The following is a 15350-nucleotide window of genomic DNA, read 5'->3' as shown; positions in this document are numbered from 1 at the left end:
AGTGATTGCCAACTGGGCGAACGTCCTATTGACGAGGAATATCGCGCAATAACAACGAGCGGCGGCCAAAACTTGCTCCGGGCATAACTGCCAGCCGCAAAGTTTAGCTCCCTTTCTTAAAACCGGTGCTCGTTACCTGCGGAAACGCAACGGCAGCTTAAGAAAAGGAGCTATTCTCTGCAGAGAAGGACGTTGGGCAAGGTGTAGAAAGGGACGTTGGGAGAGGCGTCCTCGCCGTCGGCAGGCCCCTAGCGCTGCGCCAGCTCGAAGATCCGCTGGTAGAGCGCCAGTTCGTCCGGGGTATCGATGCTCGAGCGAAGTTCCACGCTCCCCACCTGGGCGCTAGAGGCGAGAAGTCCCGCCGCCTCAAGTCGGCGGCGCGTCTCTCGCGCCGTGCCCTCGCCGCCATCAAAGAGCGGCACGTCGCCCATGACCTCGCGAATCTGCTCGCGGACAAGCGGATAGTGCGTGCAGCCGAGAACCACCGAGTCGACCTTGCCGCACCACGGGCCAAGGTAGCGCTCGAGCAGCTCGTGGATCGCGGGAGAGGCGGGGTCGCCCTTCTCTATGAGGTCGGCCAGCCCAACGCACGGCACCTCGATGACCTCGGAATCCGCGCCCCAGCGGTCCTCGAGGCGCTGGAACTTGCCCAGCCGCAGCGTGGCCGCCGTGGCCATCACCAGGATGCGGCGGTGCTGCGGCGCGAGCGTTGCCGGTTTGAGTGCCGGCTCCACGCCAATCACGGGAATGGTGGGGTACTCCGTGCGCAGCGCCTGCGCGGCAACGGAGGTGGCGGTATTGCAGGCGATGACCAGCGCCTTTGCGCCCTCGTTCACAAGCGAGGCGGCAATGCGCCGCGAGAGCGCCAGGACCTCCTCGGGGGGCTTGTCGCCGTAGGGGGCGTGAGCGGAGTCCCCAAAGAAGACAAAGCGCTCGTGCGGCAACTCGGCGACAAGGCACCCCAGCACCGTGAGGCCACCCACCCCCGAGTCGAACACCCCCACAAAACCTCTGTCCTTCTCTGCCATGCGTTCCTCCCCACGATACCTGCATGGAACCAGTATGCCACTCGCGGCCGATGGCGTTGTGGCGTAGAGTTGTTGCCATTGCAGCCACAAGCGGCCGTGCGCGGCCGCCCCAAGGAGGACCCATGAGCAACGCAGGCAAGAAGGTCAAGGTGCACTACGTTGGCACCCTCGACGACGGTACCAAGTTCGACTCGTCCCGCGACCGCAACGAGCCGCTGGCCTTCACGTGCATGGCCGGCCAGATGATCAAGGGCTTTGACGCCGCCGTCGACCAGATGGCAGTTGGCGAGACGAGAAACGTCCACATCCCCGCCGCCGAGGCCTATGGCGAGAGGCGCGAGGACCTCGTCCAGACGCTGCCCATCGCCATGATGCCCGGCGCCGAGAAGCTCTCGGTGGGCGACCGCGTGACGCTGGCAACCCCCTCTGGCCAGCCCTTCCCCGCCCTGGTCGCGGCCAAGGACGACACCAACATCACGTTCGACCTCAACCACGAGATGGCCGGCAAGGACCTCAACTTCGAGATCGAGCTCCTCGAGGTGGAGGAGTAGTTCTCGCCGTAACCGGCAGCGCGCCGTGACGCCCAAAGGCACCTTTTGGACGAGAACCCCGCGATAACAAACGCTCCGGCGTCGTATTGGCGCCGGAGCGCTTGCTTCGTTTCGGCGACAGAATCAAGAAGCTTTAGAGAGGGGGACGTTGTGCTATTCATTCTCACTGCGCCACGTAAATCAGGCAAGACGCGCTGGCTGGAAACGCTCACTGCAGCGCTTCGTGCAGTTGATATCCCCTGCTATGGCGTGCTCGCTCCAGGTCGCTGGCGCGCTCTTCCCGATGGCAGTTTCAAGAAGCTCGGAATTGACAATGTCCTTCTCCCCCAGGGCACCCTTGTCCCATTTGCCGCACCAAACACAGACAAGCAGACTGGGACCACGAATGCCGCCAGCTTACAAGGAAGCCCCGCCAGCAGGGAACCCGTGGCAACATCTGGCTGGACTTTCTCTGCTGACTCCATCTCCCAGGTAAACGCCCATCTCGCCAAAATCTACGCGAATTCCGCCACAGCGCATCCCGGACTTCTCGTCATCGATGAGCTTGGACCGCTGGAGCTGCGCCGCAATATCGGTCTTACGCAGGCACTCAAGATTGCAAGCGTGGGGCCAACGCATGCTTGGCCCCACGCAATAGTGGTCGTTCGCCCCGAGCTTGCCGAAACGGCAATCGAGCGATTCTCCCCAGCGTGGGGCACCCCGAGGTGCATCGCCCCCACACCGGAAAGTAGAGCACTCGTCCTAGCCCGCCTTGTACCCAACGGAAGGGAATGCTCGTAACCCCCGAGGGCTTTGATCTACTCGCCCTTTGGAAGAGCCCCTTCCATAACAGATGCGCATTCCTCCTCGGAGAGGTCATAGTCATAGAATGTCTTGAAGTAGGCAACCGCAACGTCTTGAACGGTAGTCTCGAACTTCTCGGGATAGCAAATGCGAGCAAACCATTGCATGCCAATCACCTGGTTTGTTGCCGCTGGGCTGGAAACCCAGTTGTACGGCATGCCAGGAACCTGGTAGTAGTTCTTCTCTCGAATGGCGGTGATATCTGCCCAGGCGGGGTCGTCCCCCACCGTGCCGTATATGCTGCCCGGCCCAAAAACGATCATCTCGGGGTCATCGCTGGCAATCTGCTCGAGGCTGACCTCCTGCCCCATGCCAGAAGGAGATGGCTTCTCAACGACAATCGCGTTCTGTGCAATCATGTCGATAACTCCAGCCTGGAAACTGCCCCGCGCAACAGCATTGAGACCCGAGTCACCCAGAAGGTACGCAACACGCGGACGGTCCTCTTCCGGAATGGTGGAAACGGCGCCCGTTACCTCGTCATATACGTCACGGCAATAGCCGGCAAGGTCAGAGCAGCGAGCCTCTTGGCCGAGGAGCTCGCCAAGCTGTTCATAAATCTTGTCATAACTGTCCAGCGAGGACTCGATGTGCACGCAGGGAACTCCGAGCCGCTCTTGCAAATCATCCATGTCCTGGACGATAGTGTCCTTGGCCTCACCCACATCGATGATGAGCTGTGGCTCTGCGGACGCAACGGACTCCTTGTTGAAATCGCCCTTGCCACCGTAAATCTGCCCAAACACGGGCAAGGCAGCAACGCTGTCGCCGAGCACCTTTATCTGGGCGTCCGCAAGTTTGGTAGCAAGTCCGCATACAAGTGAAGGTTTAATAGTAAGCAGAATCTGCTGAGTGGTTGGGCCCGACGGGACTACCTTGGTAATCTCGTCGGGAAGCTCCACTTCTCGGCCACAGGAATCGGTGAACTTCCGTGTAGACGAAGCCTGCGAAGAATCCCCCTCCGTTGTTGCAGGTGCATGAGCTCCCCCACAACCAGCAAGCCCGCCAAGTGCGCCCAAACCAAGAGCACACGACATGGCCGAGACAAAACCCCTTCTCGTCGTCTGAATTCTCTTCACCTTTCTCAATCCTCCCCTTCCCCTGACACCCGACTATCCTGTTTTCGTGATGTCAATTTTGATGGCATAACAATAGACGCCGGAACGCATGCGCGAGCCCGATCATCAAAGAGAGGGCTCACCAGCACATCCATGCCGTAGAGATCGCTAACACCTCTGGAGGTAACCACATCCGCCGGCGATCCCACGGATATCACCCGTCCGTCGGAAAGCGCAATCACGCGGTCTGCGTAGAGGTATGCCTGCTCGGGCTGATGCGTTGACAGCAAAATCGAGCGACCTTCGTCGACGAGTGCACGCACCTGCTCAAGCACCCGAACGGTATTGCCAAAGTCAAGGGCGCTGGTAGGCTCATCCATCACAATGGAGCGAGCATCCTGCGCAATGGCACGCGCTACAAGAACCAGTTGCTGTTGTCCTCCGGAAAGCTGCCTCATTGACCGGTGCGCCAAGTCCGCGATTCCCACGCGCTCAAGCGCAGCCATCGCCCGCTCCTCATGCTGTCGAAGGGGAGAGCGCAGCATCCCTAGGTCTGTCCCGCATGCCATGAGGACAACGTCCACAACCTCGTAGTCGAAGACAATAGCATGAGCTTGTGGGATATATGCCATCTCCTTTGCCCTACGCCTCACCGAAAGACCTGCGACATCATGGCCGTTAGCGCAAACGTTTCCGGAAGATGGGCTGCAAAGACCGAGGATGCACCTAAACAGCGTGGTCTTTCCCGAACCGTTTGGTCCGAGCACCGCGCCTAGCGAGCCATTGGGTAGGCTAAAAGAGACGTCATGGAGCACTTCGCGCTTGCCATACGAGAAAGAGAGATGCGATACTTCAAAGCTCATGTCGTCACTACCTCTGACTGCGACTCTTGGTTATGAGCCACAGAAAGAAGGGCGCACCGACAAATGCGGTAAGGATGCCAATGGGTATCTCTGCCGAAGTGGCAAGGCGCGCGATATCATCAACAACCAGCAGGAACGAGGCCCCCAGTAGCATGCTTGCCGGCAAGAGCCGCCGGTAGTCCGCTCCAACGAGGGCTCTGGCGACATGCGGTATCACAAGGCCTACCCAGCCAACAATTCCAGAGACGGACACACTAGCCGCCGTAATAATAGTGGCGAGAATGATGACCAAAGTCCGGACTCGCGGCGCATCAACGCCCATGGATATCGCCTCTTCATCGCCCATGGTCAGGATCGTTATTTTCCAGCGAATTGCGAAGAGGCCAAGGTTGCCAACAAGCATGGGGGCCGCAACGAGCGCAAAATCGGAGCTGCGCGTACTCGCAAGTGAACCCATGAGCCAAAACGTAATTGCCTGTAACTGAACGGATGGGTCGGCAACCAGCTTTGTGAATGAAACCCCCGCCTGAAAGAGGGAACTTACCATAACGCCAGCCAATACGGTTACAAGCACCCTGTTGCCCTTGGCCAGGTGACTCACCGTCAGGACGATTACTACCGAGAGTATCGAGAAGGCGAAAGCCATGAGCGAGACGCCCAGCGTTCCCAATGAGAGCAGAATGGCAAGACATGCCCCAAAAGCCGCACCCTGCGAAGCGCCCAAGAAATCGGGGGAGACAAGCGGATTCTGAAATATGCCCTGAAATGCTGCGCCCGCAGCAGCAAGAGAACAGCCCACCGCGAGCGTCATGACGACACGGGGAAGCCGCACATTAAAGAAAAGTGTCTCCTGCTGTCCAGTCCAGGCGGCGGGAATAGAGAATACTCGGTTGCCCAACATGCCCAGTACGCTGTCAATGGGAATGTAAAAGCGGCCAAGGACAAGAGAGGCAAGCGCGATTACCAGGGTAATAACGACAAGCATCCCAAACACCACAGCAGGGTGGTTGCGCGCAATTCCCTCACGCATGAGCCGGTGCCCCCATCCCGCTCGAAAGAACGTCCTGCACCCAAAGGTTAGTTTGATATTTCATTGGTATAATACTCCAACCAAACAACACGTCTGGCTGACAGAATAATGTTTTGGAATGCCGTCCAGCGCCTAGCGCTGCCGGAGAACCCCTTTTGGACGAGAGTCCCGAAATACCGTAAGCTCCGGCGTCACTCTGGCGCCGGAGCCGGGTTCTTGTACGCACTTGCTGCCAAAACGCGCCCTCCGGCGGTTCAAAATGTCGCCGGAGGGCCGATTTCCGTCAAGTCCGAAGAGCCCGCCGAGAAGTACCCTGCAGCCTAGCCGCAGCGCCTATGCCTCTCTCGGCATCTTCCACGCGTGCTGGTTGGTGTGGAGCAGCTCCTCCGCGCGCTCGGAGAGCGGCGCACCCAGGTAGTCGCGGTAGACCGCCTGGATTGCGGGGTTCTCGTGGCTGCGGCGCAGCTTGGCCGCGCGGTCAAGGCCCCACAGCACGTCGCCGCGAACGCCCGCAAGCTCCTCGCCGTCGTGGATGGGCAGCCCGCCGCCGCCAGAGCAGCCGCCGGGGCACGCCATGACCTCAACGAAGTCGTAGGAGACCTCGCCAGCCTCGAGCGCGTTGAGCAGGCGGTTGGCGTTGCCCAGGCCGCTCGCCACGGCCACGTGCAGCGTGGTGCCGGCAATGTCGAAGCTAGCCTCCTTCCAGCCGTCAAGGCCGCGCACGCCCTTGAACGCGTCGGCGTCGCAGTTCTCGCCTGTGACCAGGTAGTACGCCGTGCGCAGGGCTGCCTCCATGACGCCGCCGGTGGCGCCAAAGATCACGCCGGCACCCGTGGCCGTGCCAAGCGGCTGGTCAAAGTCCGTCTCAGCAAGCGAGAAGACGTCGATGTGCTCGGCGCGAATCATGCGGTCCACCTCGCGCACTGTGAGCGACACGTCCACGTCGGGATCGCCGCAGGCATCGTTCATCACGGGGATGTCGACCTCGGCCTTCTTGGCCAGGCAAGGCATGATCTCCACGCAGAAGATGCGGTGCGGGTCCACGCCCAGAAGCTCGGCATAGTAGCTCTTGGCGATGGCGCCAAACATCTGGCCGGGCGACTTTGAGGTGGAGAGCTGGTCGGTGAAGCGCGGGTGGCGCGCCTTGCAGTAGCGCACCCAGCCGGGGCAGCAGCTCGTGAACATGGGGAACTTCACGCCCTCGGGATGCTTGAGGTGCTCCACCAGCTCGGAGCCCTCCTCCATGATGGTGAGGTCTGCCGAGAAGTCCGTGTCAAACACGTAGTCGAAGCCCATGCCCTTGAGCGCGGTTACTAGGCGCTGGGCCGTGGCCTTCTCGCGCGGCAGGCCAAAGGGCTCGCCCCAGGCTGTGCGCACGGCGGGTGCCACCTGCACCACAACGATCTTATCGGGGTCCGCCAAAGCATCGAAGACGCGGTCGGTGTCGTCGCGCTCGCGCAGCGCGCCGGTGGGACAGTGGGTGATGCACTGGCCGCAGAGTGCGCAGTCGGAGTCCTCGATGAGGCCGCCGCCACGCACGCCCACGCAGGTGTGGCTCGAGCGGTTGGTGAGGTCCCAGATGCCCTCCGCCTGGACCTTCTCGCACACCTGGATGCAGCGCAGGCAGTTGATGCACTTGTCGTTGTTGCGGATGAGCGGGAAGTCCTGGTTCCAGGGCTGGTGCGGCAGATGTTTGGTGTAGGGTAGGCTGGTGATGCCAAGGTCGTTGGCGACCGTCTGCAGCGTGCAGTTGCCGGAGCGCACACAGCTCGTGCACTCGGAATCGTGCTGCGAGAGGAGAAACTCCACGTTGGCCTTGCGCGCCATGCGCACCTTGGGGCTATTTGTACGCACCACCATGCCGTCTAGCACGGTGTTGTTGCAGGCGGCCACCAGCTGGTCGATGCCCTCGATCTCGACCACGCACGCCCTGCACGCGCCTATCTCGTTGATGTCGCGCAGAAAGCACAAGGTTGGAATGTTGATGTTCACGGACCTGGCCGCATCCAGGATGGATGTGTGCTCCGGGACCGCGACCTGCTTGCCGTCGATAGTAAGGGTTACCACTGCTCGATCCTCCCCCCGCGGAACGCACCAAAGCCAAAGTGATCGCACCTCAGGCACCTCGATGCCTCCTGGTGGGCCTCTTCCTCGGTGAGCCCGTTCTCGATGAGGTCAAAGTCGCGCTTGCGGTCCTCGGCCTCGCGCAGCGTCATCTCGCACCTGGCGCAGCTCGTCTTGCCCTTGAACTGCACGGGAGGCAGGTCCACGTCGAGCGCGACCTGATGGTTGAAGCCCAGGTAGTTGTCGATGTTGCCCGCGGCTACCTTGCCGGCGTTGACGGCACGGATGACCGTGGCGGGGCCACTCTGGCAGTCGCCGCCGGAGAAGACGCCCTCCATGCCGGGCACGGCGGAATCCTCCCCCACCTCGATGCGCCCGCGCTTGCAAGGCACGCCCTGCTCCTCGAAGGGACCAGACTCGATGGCCTGGCCAATGGCCACCACCACGCGCTCGCAGGGAATGACCTCCTCGGGGGCGTCCGCCTGCCGCGGGGCAAAGCGCCCGCGGGAGAGCCCGCCAATAATCTGCCGCTGTACCCGCAGGCCGGTCACGTAGCCGTCCTGAGACTCGATGGCGATGGGCGCGTGAAGCTCGAGAAGCTCGCACCCCTCGGCCTTGGCGCCCGCGATCTCCTCGTCCTGGGCCGTCATGTCGGCCACGCGGCGGCGGTAAACGATGGTGACCTTCTTGGCGCCCAGGCGAATGGCGGAGCGTGCCACGTCCATGGCCACGTTGCCGCCGCCAATCACGCAGACGCGCTCGTGCGAGAAGTCCGGGCGGACCTCGTCACCCAGGGCACGCAGCATCTCGACGGCAGAGAGCACGCCCACCGAGTCCTCCCCGGGAAGGCCCAGCTTGCGGTCGAGGTGGGCACCGATGGCCAGGTAGACGGCATCGTAGTCTTTGCGCAGCGCAGCGAGGTCCTCGACCTTGGTGTCGCACTTCACCTGGATGCCGCAGTCGAGAATCCACTGGATCTCGGCGTCCAGGCGCTCGTGGGGCAGACGGTAGTTTGGGATGCCATAACGCAGCATGCCGCCCAGCTTGTGGCGCGCCTCATAGATGGTGACGTCGTGGCCCATGACCGAGAGATAGTACGCGCACGAGAGGCCCGCGGGGCCACCACCCACCACGGCCACGCGCTTGCCGGTCTTCTCGGCCATGTTGGGACGGTAGTCCGTCTCCATGTGGTCCACGGCATAGCGCTTGAGGCCACGGATGTTCATGGGGTCATCGACCATGCCGCGACGGCAGTTCATCTCGCAGGGGTGCTCGCAGACGTAGCCGCAGACCAGGGGCAGCGGGTTGTCCTTGCGGATGAGGCGGACAGCGTCCGTGTAGCGGCTCGCCTCCACCAGGCTGATGTAGCCGGGGATGTCCACGCCCGCCGGGCAGCCCGAGACGCAGGGCACGAGCTGGCTCTGCGTGAAGCCGCAGGCGTGCTTCTGGACGTGGTGCTCGAAGTCGTCGCGGAAGCCGCGGATGGCCGTGAGCGCCATGTCGCCGGCCTCGTAGCCAATGGCGCAGTCGGCCGAGAGGTAGATTGTGCGCGCCGTGCGCTCGATAAGGTCGAGCGTGTGCTCGTCCGCGCGGTTCTCCAGGACGTCGTTCAAAAGGTCCGAGAGAGCGCGCAGGCCAACGCGGCAGGGCGTGCACTTGCCGCAGCTCTGCGTGGCGCACATGTTTACGTAAGCCGCGGTGAACTCCACCGGGCAGGGGGCGAGCGAGCTTACCGCAAGGCGCCTGCTAAGCGCCTCGTGCAGGCTGTCCATGACAGCCTGGGCCTCGCTACGCTGCATCACATGAAGCCTAGCCATAAGGTCCTCTCCTTGTCTTGGTCGCCCGGCCTGGGTCCCCACCCAGGAGGACGCATAACATTTCAAGTTTCCCGGCTGACGGACCCACGCCAACCGTCAATCCGCAAACGGTAGGAAGAGAGGGGCGGGCGCTCATGCCCACCCCTCTGAATGGTGTTTTCTTGTCGCCGTGTGGATGTATTAGATACCAGTGGCGAGAGGAACGCGGGCGCCCCTACACGCGGGCCAGCGCCTGCTCCACGTCTGCCACAAGGTCATCGGTGCCCTCGATGCCGCAGCTCATGCGCACCATTGCGGGAGAGATGCCGGCCGCTACCAGCTCGTCGTTGGTCATCTGGCGGTGCGTCGAGGACGCCGGGTGCAAACAGCAGCTGCGCGCGTCGGCCACGTGCGTCTCGATCGCAAAGACGCGCAGCCCAGCCATGAAGCGCTCCGCCGCCTCGCGACCGCCGGCAACCTCGAAGCTCACCACGCCGCAGCTACCGTTGGGCAGGTACTTCTCGGCAAGCTTGCGGTACGGGTCCCCAGGGAGGTCCGGGTAGCGCACGGACGCCACCTTGTCGCTCGTGGAGAGGAACTCTGCCACGGCTCGGGCGTTCTTGCAGTGCTGCGGCACGCGCACGTGCAGGCTCTCGAGGCCAAGGTTCAGATAGAAGGCGTTCTGCGGGCTCTGGATGCTGCCAAAGTCGCGCATGAGCTGCGACGTTGCCTTGGTGATGTAGGCGCTGGCCTGCCCGAACTTCTCGGCATAGACAATGCCGTGGTAGGACTCGTCCGGAGTCGTGAGGCCGGGGAAGCGCTCCGCGTTGGCCATCCAGTCGAACTTGCCGGAGTCCACAATGGCGCCACCCACGCACGCGCCGTGCCCGTCCATGTACTTGGTGGTGGAGTGGGTCACAATATCCGCACCCCACTCGATGGGACGGCAGTTGATGGGCGTGGGGAAGGTGTTGTCCACGATGAGGGGCACGCCGTGGGCATGGGCCGCCGTAGCGAACTTCTCGATGTCGAGAACCGCCAGCGCCGGGTTGGCGATGGTCTCGCCAAAGACGCACTTGGTGTTGGGGCGGAACGCGGCGTCTAGCTCCTCCGGCGTGCAGTTGGGGTCAACGAAGGTGCACTCGATACCCATCTTGCCCAGCGTGTGGGCAAGGAGGTTGAAGGTGCCTCCGTAGATGGCAGAGCTTGCCACCACGTGGCCGCCTGCCTCGCAGATGTTGAAGACGGCAAAGAAATTGGCCGCCTGGCCAGAGCTGGTGAGCATGGCCGCGGTGCCACCCTCGAGCGAGGCGATCTTGGCCGCCACGTGATCGTTCGTGGGGTTCTGGAGACGCGTGTAGAAGTAGCCCGTGTCCTCCAGGTCGAAGAGGCGCCCCATGGCATCGGAGGTGTCGTACTTGAAGGTGGTGGACTGGACGATGGGCACCTGGCGCGGCTCGCCGTTACCCGGCGTGTAGCCCGCCTGCACACAGCGGGTCTCGATGCTCTGTTCGCTCATGAGAACTCCTTTCTGCCGTGCGCGCGAGGGTCGCCCGCGCTCACACCATCTCTTCTGGGTGAAACACCTCGTCGAAGCGCTCCGGGGTGAGAAAGCCCAGCTCAATGCATGCATCGCGCAGGCTCGTGCCCTCGTCGAAGGCCTTGTGCGCAACCTTGGCCGCGTTCTCATACCCAATGTAGGGGCTGAGGCAGGTCACCAGCATGAGAGAGCGGTGGAGGTTCTCGTCCATGCGCTCCCGGATGGGCTCGATGCCGGTTGCGCAGCGCTCGTCGAAGGAGCGGATGGCATCCGCCAAGAGCCGCGTGGACTGCAGGAAGTTGTAGGCGATGACCGGCATGAACACGTTGAGCTCGAAGTTGCCCTGGCTGGCGGCAAAGCCAATGGTGGCATCGTTGCCCATGACCTGCACCGCTACCATGGTCACGGCCTCGCACTGCGTGGGGTTGACCTTGCCCGGCATGATGGAGCTGCCCGGCTCGTTGGCGGGGATGCGAATCTCGCCCAAGCCGCAGCGCGGGCCAGACGCCAGCCAGCGCACGTCGTTGGCGATCTTCATCATGTTGGCGGCCAGCGTTCGCACCGCGCCGTGCGCAAATGCGACGGCGTCCTTACCCGAGAGCGCCGCAAACTTGTTAGGAGCCGAGACAAACGGCATGCCCGTGAGACGGGCCACCTCGGCGGCGACGGACGTGTCAAAGCCCGCCGGCGCGTTGAGGCCGGTCCCTACGGCGGTGCCGCCAAGCGCCAGGCGATAGAGCCCCAGTAGCGTTGCCTCGAGCTGCTCGCGCGAGTCCTCCAGCAGGCCGCGCCAGCCAGAGACCTCCTGCGAGAAGGCAATGGGCACGGCGTCCTGCAGGTGCGTGCGCCCGCACTTCACGATGCCGGCGCTTCTCTCCTCAAGCTGTCGCAGCGTTGCCACGAGCTGGTCAATTGCGGGGAGAAGGTCCTGCGTGATGGCCGTGGCGGCCGCGATGTGCAGGGCCGTGGGGAAGGTGTCGTTGGAACTCTGGCTCATGTTCACGGTGTCGTTGGGGTGCAGGCGCCGCTCGCCGGCAAGGGCATTGCCGCGGTTGGCGATGACCTCGTTGACGTTCATGTTGGACTGCGTGCCTGACCCCGTCTGCCACACCACCAGCGGGAACTGCCCGTCAAGCTTGCCGGCAAGGATCTCGTCCGCCACCTGGGCAATGAGCCCGGCGTCCTTCTCGTCCATGCGGCCAAGCGAAGCGTTTGCCAGCGCGGCGGCCTTCTTGAGCACCGCAAACGCACGGATGATCTCTTTGGGCATACGCTCGGTGCCTATGGGGAAGTTCTCGTGGCTTCTCTGGGTCTGGGCGCCCCAGAGAGCATCCGCGGGGACAAGGACCTCCCCCATCGAGTCGTGCTCGCGGCGATACTCCATGCGCTTGCCCTCCTATTCCGCAGAGGTCTCGGGCGTGGCGTTCTCGGTGGGGGCGGTGCTCTCGACCTCAGCGGCGTCCGCGGCAGGCGCCTCCTCGGACAGCGCACCCTCCTCCTCCGCGGCCCCGTCGCTTGCCTCGCGACGCTTCATGCCCGAGACAATCGCCGAGACGACCTCGCTCTGGTCGCGCCCGGCAACACCAAGGTCTGCGCGCACGCCGCGGAAGCGCGGGCTGTGGCGAAACTCGTCTGCCAGCGTAGCGTTGGTGCGCGCGTTGCAGAGCGCACCCAGGTCGCGCTGAATCTCGTCCATGTACTGGCTCATCTGCGCGCGCTCGTCGCCCAGCACCACGCCCAGGCGGTTAGCCACGTAGTGCAGCTCCTTCGCGTCGCGACGGGCGTCGTAGACCGCATTGGCACTAGAAAGGTCAAGGCCAAAGAGTGCCTGGTCAAGGGCATCGAGCTCCTCGTCAAAGCGAGACCTGAGGTCCTCCTCGCTAAGGCCACGCACAAGCACGGACTTCTTCCAGCGAAAGCCCGAGAGCTCCTCCACCAACGCGTCGAGCTTCTTGACGAGGCTCTTCTTGCGCACCAGCTCCATGAACGAGCTCCGCTCGAGCTTGCGCTCGTGGGCGCACGCAACGGGAAGCAGGCTGTTCTCGCCCAGCTCGCCTGCCTCGACAAGGTCGTCGACCGTCTGGGAGAAGATGTCTATCCCACGCAGGCGCGCGGTGGCGTCAAGCAGGTTTCGCAGGATCTTGTCGGCACGCTCGGCCTGCTTCTTGGACTCCCAGGGGGAGAGGAACGAGACAAGAGAGCGGAGCCTGCGGACGGCCATGCGAAAGTCACAGAGGGCGTCAGTGTCATCGGGGTTGTTGAAGAAGCGCTCGGCGCTGGCCGCAAGCTCACCGGCAGATGCGGTGACCTCGCCCTCGATGGAGACGAGCGACCCCCAAACGCTGGGCTTGGGGCCATCCACAAACCAGAGAAGCGACGCGGGTGCCGGGGTGGCCACCTCGCCCTCCGCCGCAGCTTCGGGCTGTGGCAGCTCGAGCGCCAGCGCGGCACCCTTGTTCAGTCTGATGGTCATGCCCAACAGGCGCGACGCGATGGCATCAAGCGAGGGCACATGGCCAACAATGACCACGGTGTCCTCGGACGTGGTGGAAATCTGCGCGAGAATGGCGTCCACGTTCTGGTCGTAGAGGGTCTGGTCGACCTCGATGCCGTCAACGCCCAGCACGTTTGCGACCACCTGCGCCGTCTGCATGGCGCGGATTGCGGGGCTTGACCACACGTTTACGTCGTCGTAGTCCTCAAGCAGCGAGAAGGTGCGCGGATACGCAATCTCTAGGGCATGCCTGCCGTCTGGCGTGAGCTCGCGATATAGATCCGACGAGCCGTCCGGTGCCTTCTCGGCCTTGCCGTGCCGCACGAGAACAAGGGTCCTGACCATGAGACAACCTCCGCAAACGCAACGCTTACCCCTACCTGAACCCCAACGCACACATGCGAGCGATACTCGCATGAGGTTTTAGCATAGCAGTACCCCGTGACAGCCACGTTAACTGCGCGCCCCGGCGGTTGGCCAAGTTGGGTGGACGCGGTTACGTCACCTTGGCGCGCAGCGCATGAATGGATAACATAACGGCGGTCCTGCATTCTTCAGATTAGAAAACCACCCGAAACGCAGTTTTGCTACCATAAAGATGCAACCTTGAGCCAGTAAATGAGGGGAGCGGTCATATGAATCGGGAAACGGTAACCGCGCACAGCAAGAACCTCGGCAAGGACATGAGCATCCGCGTCTATGGTGAGTCCGGGTGGCCTGTCATCGCTTTTCCTATCCAGGATGCGATGAGTGACTGCTATGAGCAGTTCGGCATGGTCGACGCCATGAAAGACTACATCGATGGCGGCAAGATCCAGCTCTTTGTCCTCGACTCCGTCGACGCCGAGGGTTGGTCTGACCGCGGTGGCGACAACGTCCTGCGCGTCAAGGTAATCGAGGCGTTCTACAACTACGTGTGCGAGGAGGTCGTTCCCTTCGTGCACGAGCGCAACAGCTCTGACCTGCGTCCGCTCACGATGGGCTGCTCGCTTGGTGCCACGCACGCCCTTGTCGCCTTCCTGCGCCGCCCGGACCTCTTCCAGGGCGTCATCGCGCTCTCCGGCGGCTACGACGCGCAGTTCTTCTTTGGCGACTGGATGAACACCACCCTGTACTTCAACTCCCCCGTTCACTTCCTGCCCAACACCCCGCACGACCACCCCTACATCGACCTCTACAACAGGCGCGAGATCGTCCTGTGCTGCGGCCAGGGCGCTTGGGAGGAAGAGGGCCTGCGCACCGAGCACATCGTGGACGACGCCTTCCGTGCGCTGGGCGTGAACGCCTGGTGCGACTACTGGGGAACCGACGTGGACCACGACTGGCCCTGGTGGCAGAAGCAGGTCCAGTACTTCCTCCCCTACGTGTTGGACGAGGCCGAGAAGTACCACGCCGAGGAGGTTGCCGAGGCAGCGAAGAACGCGCCGGCCAAGCCCGTGACCGCAAAGAAGGCCGCTGGCACCAAGGCCACGCGCACGTCTCGTACCAAGGCGGCACCGGCAAAGAAGGCGGAGCCGGCAGTGAAGAAGGCCGCTCCTGCCGCCAAGGCGGCACCTGCGGCGAAGGTTGCACCCGCAGCCAAGGCAGCACCTGCGGCGAAGACGTCTGAGAAGGCCGAGCCCAAGGCCGCGCCAGCTACCAAGGCGGAGCCAAAGGCCGCTGCGGCCAAGCCCGCTCCCGCCAAGAAGGCGGCCCCCAAGGCAACTTCAGCAAAGCCTGCTCCCGCCAAGAAGGCGGCCCCCGCAGCCAAGGCTGAGCCCGCCAAGAAGCCTGCTGCCGCCGCGAAGCCTGCTCCCGCCAAGAAGGCGGCCCCCGCACCCAAGGCCGAGCCCGCCGCGAAGCCCGCTGCCAAGTCCACCGCTGCCGCCAAGGCACCCGCAAAGAAGGCCGCGGCTACAAAGCCCGCGGCCAAGAAGACGACGCGCACCCGTAAGTCGGCCCGCTAAACCCCCGACATCCCACGCAACCAAAAGGCGAGGCAGGAACTTCTCCTGTCTCGCCTTTCTCGTACGTATCGCTGTTCTCGCCCCTGCCCTTCGTTCTTTATCGGTTTTTGTGAAACGGGCCTCGCGTTTGCCCAGTT

The 15350-nt window shown here is 63.0% G+C and carries 11 protein-coding genes; 2 read left to right on the top strand and 9 right to left on the bottom strand.

Going from position 1 to position 15350, the window contains the following annotated elements; all coding sequences use genetic code 11:
- Nucleotides 1–248: 248 nt before the first annotated feature.
- Nucleotides 249–1028 carry a glutamate racemase gene (gene murI / locus AUL39_RS07790; RefSeq protein ID WP_059055032.1) on the bottom strand — a complete coding sequence of 260 codons (780 nt, stop codon included), beginning with the start codon at nt 1026–1028 and terminating at the stop codon, nt 249–251.
- A 122-nt stretch (nt 1029–1150) separates the two neighbouring features.
- Here murI and AUL39_RS07785 point away from each other — a divergent pair, with 122 nt between their 5' ends.
- Complete coding sequence (locus tag AUL39_RS07785; RefSeq protein WP_059055031.1) at nt 1151–1579, top strand: FKBP-type peptidyl-prolyl cis-trans isomerase; 429 nt, start codon at nt 1151–1153, stop codon at nt 1577–1579.
- Between the two features lie 797 nt (nt 1580–2376).
- On the opposite strand, the gene AUL39_RS07775 is transcribed toward AUL39_RS07785, so the two are convergent.
- The 8 genes from AUL39_RS07775 to AUL39_RS07740 all read right to left on the bottom strand — a co-directional run bounded on the left by AUL39_RS07775 (nt 2377) and on the right by AUL39_RS07740 (nt 13612).
- A complete protein-coding gene (locus tag AUL39_RS07775) occupies nt 2377–3501 on the bottom strand; it encodes an ABC transporter substrate-binding protein (protein ID WP_059055349.1) in 1125 nt (374 codons plus the stop codon).
- A 5-nt stretch (nt 3502–3506) separates the two neighbouring features.
- Nucleotides 3507–4343, bottom strand: a complete 837-nt coding sequence (locus AUL39_RS07770) for an ABC transporter ATP-binding protein (protein ID WP_059055029.1) — start codon at nt 4341–4343, stop codon at nt 3507–3509.
- Between the two features lie 7 nt (nt 4344–4350).
- Nucleotides 4351–5373: a FecCD family ABC transporter permease gene (locus tag AUL39_RS07765; RefSeq protein ID WP_059055028.1), complete on the bottom strand. Its 1023-nt coding sequence runs from the start codon at nt 5371–5373 to the stop codon at nt 4351–4353.
- Between the two features lie 333 nt (nt 5374–5706).
- Nucleotides 5707–7440, bottom strand: a complete 1734-nt coding sequence (locus tag AUL39_RS07760) for a [FeFe] hydrogenase, group A (RefSeq protein ID WP_059055027.1) — start codon at nt 7438–7440, stop codon at nt 5707–5709.
- Entirely contained in the window at nt 7434–9254 is a 1821-nt protein-coding gene (locus AUL39_RS07755; RefSeq protein WP_059055026.1) for an NAD(P)-binding protein, read from the bottom strand. Before AUL39_RS07755 ends, AUL39_RS07760 begins: the two co-directional genes overlap by 7 nt.
- A gap of 214 nt (nt 9255–9468) precedes the next feature.
- The gene (locus tag AUL39_RS07750) at nt 9469–10752 is read right to left on the bottom strand and encodes an O-acetylhomoserine aminocarboxypropyltransferase/cysteine synthase family protein (protein WP_059055025.1); all 1284 of its coding nucleotides are present in this window, start codon (nt 10750–10752) and stop codon (nt 9469–9471) included.
- A 40-nt stretch (nt 10753–10792) separates the two neighbouring features.
- Nucleotides 10793–12157, bottom strand: coding sequence for a class II fumarate hydratase (gene fumC, locus AUL39_RS07745; RefSeq protein WP_059055024.1), 1365 nt, complete (start codon nt 12155–12157; stop codon nt 10793–10795).
- A gap of 12 nt (nt 12158–12169) precedes the next feature.
- A complete protein-coding gene (locus tag AUL39_RS07740) occupies nt 12170–13612 on the bottom strand; it encodes a CHAD domain-containing protein (RefSeq protein WP_059055023.1) in 1443 nt (480 codons plus the stop codon).
- A 290-nt stretch (nt 13613–13902) separates the two neighbouring features.
- Between AUL39_RS07740 and AUL39_RS10785 the strand changes: the two genes are divergently transcribed.
- Entirely contained in the window at nt 13903–15213 is a 1311-nt protein-coding gene (locus AUL39_RS10785; protein ID WP_070807592.1) for an esterase family protein, read from the top strand.
- The last annotated feature ends 137 nt before the right edge of the window (nt 15214–15350 follow it).

Origin of the sequence: Tractidigestivibacter scatoligenes (assembly GCF_001494635.1) — a bacterium.
GTDB classification, from domain to species: domain Bacteria; phylum Actinomycetota; class Coriobacteriia; order Coriobacteriales; family Atopobiaceae; genus Tractidigestivibacter; species Tractidigestivibacter scatoligenes.
The sequence above is the reverse complement of the archived record's forward strand: the minus strand, read 5'-3'. Positions and strand labels throughout refer to the sequence as shown.

Excerpts from the sequence above, each read along its gene's own strand:
- AUL39_RS07765 (WP_059055028.1), bottom strand. The coding sequence starts at position 5,373 with ATGCGTGAGGGAATTGCGCGCAACCACCCTGCTGTGGTGTTTGGGATG.
- fumC (WP_059055024.1), bottom strand. The coding sequence starts at position 12,157 with ATGGAGTATCGCCGCGAGCACGACTCGATGGGGGAGGTCCTTGTCCCC.
- AUL39_RS07770 (WP_059055029.1), bottom strand. The coding sequence starts at position 4,343 with ATGAGCTTTGAAGTATCGCATCTCTCTTTCTCGTATGGCAAGCGCGAA.
- AUL39_RS10785 (WP_070807592.1), top strand. The coding sequence starts at position 13,903 with ATGAATCGGGAAACGGTAACCGCGCACAGCAAGAACCTCGGCAAGGAC.
- AUL39_RS07740 (WP_059055023.1), bottom strand. The coding sequence starts at position 13,612 with ATGGTCAGGACCCTTGTTCTCGTGCGGCACGGCAAGGCCGAGAAGGCA.
- AUL39_RS07750 (WP_059055025.1), bottom strand. The coding sequence starts at position 10,752 with ATGAGCGAACAGAGCATCGAGACCCGCTGTGTGCAGGCGGGCTACACG.
- AUL39_RS07755 (WP_059055026.1), bottom strand. The coding sequence starts at position 9,254 with ATGGCTAGGCTTCATGTGATGCAGCGTAGCGAGGCCCAGGCTGTCATG.
- AUL39_RS07785 (WP_059055031.1), top strand. The coding sequence starts at position 1,151 with ATGAGCAACGCAGGCAAGAAGGTCAAGGTGCACTACGTTGGCACCCTC.
- murI (WP_059055032.1), bottom strand. The coding sequence starts at position 1,028 with ATGGCAGAGAAGGACAGAGGTTTTGTGGGGGTGTTCGACTCGGGGGTG.